Source organism: Collimonas sp. OK607 (assembly GCF_900111995.1).
Lineage (GTDB): Bacteria > Pseudomonadota > Gammaproteobacteria > Burkholderiales > Burkholderiaceae_D > Collimonas.
Window position 1 is genome coordinate 1 of sequence record NZ_FOKF01000082.1, and the last position, 3,500, is coordinate 3,500.

3 protein-coding genes are annotated in these 3,500 nt (G+C 60.9%); all 3 read left to right on the forward strand.

From position 1 onward, the window contains the following. Window positions 1–162 precede the first annotated feature (162 nt). From BM029_RS25410 to BM029_RS25420, 3 genes are read left to right on the forward strand one after another with little or no spacing between them, the layout of a single operon-like run. Complete coding sequence (locus BM029_RS25410; RefSeq protein WP_244545222.1) at window positions 163–1,332, forward strand: site-specific integrase; 1,170 nt, start codon at window positions 163–165, stop codon at window positions 1,330–1,332. Then, window positions 1,329–2,297 (forward strand): tyrosine-type recombinase/integrase, encoded by a 969-nt coding sequence (locus BM029_RS25415; protein ID WP_092440825.1) that lies wholly within the window; start codon window positions 1,329–1,331, stop codon window positions 2,295–2,297. The genes BM029_RS25410 and BM029_RS25415 overlap by 4 nt, the downstream gene beginning before the upstream one ends. Next, window positions 2,294–3,307 (forward strand): site-specific integrase, encoded by a 1,014-nt coding sequence (locus tag BM029_RS25420; protein ID WP_092440827.1) that lies wholly within the window; start codon window positions 2,294–2,296, stop codon window positions 3,305–3,307. Before BM029_RS25415 ends, BM029_RS25420 begins: the two co-directional genes overlap by 4 nt. Window positions 3,308–3,500 lie beyond the last annotated feature (193 nt).

Below are 3,500 nucleotides of genomic sequence, written 5' to 3' on the forward strand. Positions count from 1 at the left end.
GGCGCTGGATATGCGTGCCGGCATGGACACGCTTCTGGCGCGTGTTGTAAAGGTGTTCGGTGCTGCGCGTCCCCATCATGCCTATTTGTTTGCCATATGGACACTCTGTCACCCACGCCACAGCCACCCGAGCGTACGCCAAGCACTCAGGTCATCCTGCGCGTGTGGCGCGACGATCGCGTTGTTCGCGCAAGCACCGCGCAGCAATATTTACAATGGATCAACCGGTTTCGACGCTATTGCCGTGCCCTTGGCCTGGATGAAGGTGCCGAGCTAACGCGCGACGGGGTCAAGCGCTTCCAGGCTTGGTACGCGCGTTCACGCAAGATCAATACCGCGCATCTCGGTCTCGCGCGTTCGTCTCTGCGCTCGCTACGGCGCGCTCACGAGGTCATGGGCATGCCGGTGCCGCCGTGGCAGCCTATCGAACGCCGTCGGCCACCTGCCACGGCGGTTCTGCGCGACTACGCTGCCCACCTTGGGCAACATCGTGGCAATCCCGAGGTCACGATCCGCAAGAAGCTCGACCACGTTGGCAAGCTGTTCGCGCACCTGCACCGCTCCGGCAAGTCCTGGCGCCATCTGAGCTTGCCCGATATCGACGCATTCCTCATCGAATGCGCCAGTCACTATGCACGTTCGACGACAGCCGACATCGCCAGCACGGTCAGATCCTTTGCCCGGTTCTTGCTGGCCAGCGGGCGCATTCGCACCGATTTGGCTGATGGAGTAATCTCGCCGGTACAGCCCAAGTTCGAACGTCCCAAGCCTGCGTTACCGTGGGAGAACGTTCAGCGACTTCTGCGCGCTGTGGACACGAGCACGGCAGGTGGACTGCGCGACCACGCGCTGCTATTGATGATGAGTATCTACGGCCTGGGTGCCGGCGAAGTGATTGGCCTGCAACTTCAGGACATCGATTGGGACGCCGGTACGCTGCAGATGTCGCGGCCGAAGACCGGCGTCAATTTCATGTTGCCGTTGCTGCCCCCGGTGGCCAAGGTGCTGGCCCGGTACCTGCGGCATGGACGTCCGCCGCATACACCTACGCGGCATGTGTTCGTCCAGATGAAGGTGCCATTCGGCGCCCTCACGGCGTCGTCGGCGGTGCGACACGTACTCATCAAACATGCCAAGGTCGCCGGTATCCAGGCACCATACTTGGGCAGCCACGTCTTGCGGCACTCGAACGCCGCGCGGCAACTCGACGTAGGCACCAGTGCACGAGTATTGTCGGATCTGCTTGGCCATCGCGACCCTGATTCGGTGTCGGCCTACGTGCGCATCGCCACGCAGTCGCTGCGCGATGTCTCTCTTCCGGTGCCGCGATGAGCGCGAAGATTACCGCCGTCACCCTGGCCCACGACGCAACGCAGTTCCTGGCGTTCAAGCGGGCCATGGGTATGGGCTACCGCCGCGCCGAGTTCGTGCTCAACGGCTTTGTGCGCTTCGTCCGTGATCGGTACGGCGACCATCCGGTGTCTTTGGACCAAGCGGTGACGCAGTGGGTGACGCGGATCGAAGGCCGCAAGGCCATCACTGTGGGCAACGAGTTCGGCGTAGTGCGTCAGTTATGTCTGTTTCGCCGCCGCAGCGATCCGTATGGCTTCGTCCCCGATCATGCGGTGGCACCGGTCAAGGAGTCGGTGTTCGTACCTTACATCTTCAGCCGCGAAGAGATACTTGCCTTGGTGGACGCGGCCACGCGGCATGAGGGGCGCAGCATGTGGGGTGCGATGTTGCGCGCACTCACGCTCGTACTGTACTGCACCGGGATGCGGCTGGGCGAAGCCGCCAGGTTGAACCTGATCGACGTCGATCTACGCAAAGCCGTTCTGACAGTTCAACGAAGCAAGGGGCGCTCGCGCATCCTGGCGATCCGCAACGATCTGGTTGTCGAACTACGCCAATACCTGCGGCTACGCGAGGAAATCTTAGCGACAAGCGGTACCGACGATCCGTTGACCCTGTTCATCCGTCGCGATGGATCAGCGCTCACCCTGCGTGCTGCCTCGGACGCGTTGCGATGTTTGCTGCGCGATCTCGGCTTGAAGCCGCCACGCGGTCGCTCTGGAGCCAGGCCTTACGAGTTCAGGCATGCCTTCGCCGTACATCGGCTGACCGCGTGGGCCGTCGAGGGTGTGGACGTGCACGCGAAGCTGCCGTGGTTGTCGGCCTACCTCGGCCACCAGAACGTTCTTGGCACGGAAGTGTACCTCAAGGCCACGCCTGAGCTGTTGCAACTGGCAAGCCAGCGCTTCGAGCGGCACTCGCGCAACAAGCGCCGATTGCCATGAGCCGTTCGCCGAGTGGCCTATTCGCGCATGTGCAGTCGTACTTCACAGAGTACCTGCCGAAGCAGCGAGGTGCCAGTGTCCACACCATCCGGGCCTACCGTGATGCGCTGAAGATGCTGTTCAAGTTCGTTGCTGAGCAGTGCGGCCGAGGGATTGCGTCCTTGCAGCTCGGCGACATCGATGCTGATGCGGTGACACGCTTCCTGGATTATATCGAGGCGCAACGATCGAATTCAGCAGCAACACGCAATTGCCGCAGGGCGGCTATCCGTGGCTTCTTCAAGCACCTACTACGCAACGATCTGGCGCACTCACAACAATACGTGCGTGTATTGGCTATCCCTGCGAAGAAGGCGCGGCAGCGACCAGCGACATACCTTGAGGCCGAGGACGTTCGTCTGATCATCAGCATGCCCAATCAGCACACCTTCGACGGTTGGCGTGACTACACGCTGCTGCTCTTCCTATACAATTGTGGTGCTCGGGTCAGCGAGGCCGCCGGGCTTCGGTGGGACGATCTGCAATTGGTCGCACCAAGGCAGGTTCGCCTGCGCGGAAAAGGAAAGAAAGAGCGTCTGTTGCCGCTGTGGACCGAGACCGCCAACGCGCTGCATCGACTGCGCGGTATGACAGACGCCACCGATGGGCAGTGCGTGTTCCTGAATCGACATGGCCAGCCTATTACCCGCGATGGCGTCGCTTACGTTCTCAACAAGCACGCGGCGACAGCGGCTTGCGACAACCCAGTGCTGCGACACAAGCACATCACGCCGCACGTCCTGCGTCACAGTTGCGCCGTTGCGCTTCTGCAGTCAGGAACCGACGTGACGGTGATCCGCGACTACCTCGGCCACTCCAGCGTCGCCACGACCGGCCGCTACATCACGACCAACCTGCAAATGAAGCGGGAGGCTATGCTGGCATTCTGGAAGAAGACTGGTATCGAGCCCGCCAATGCGAAGACATGGAAGCCCAAGGGCGATATGCTCGCGTTCTTGCGGTCCCTGTGAACAATTCAAATTTATGTGGAGTGCTGACCATCGATCGAGCGCATGAACGTTGCTGCCGACTGGCTTCACTCAAGATAAAACAGCACTCGGGATAATGCGCCTTATGTGGAGCTCCACATAAGGCGCATGCACGCCGGAAATTCTTTGATTTGCATGTCTCCAATAAAAGCCAAATTGCCGAACAAGCCTTGAA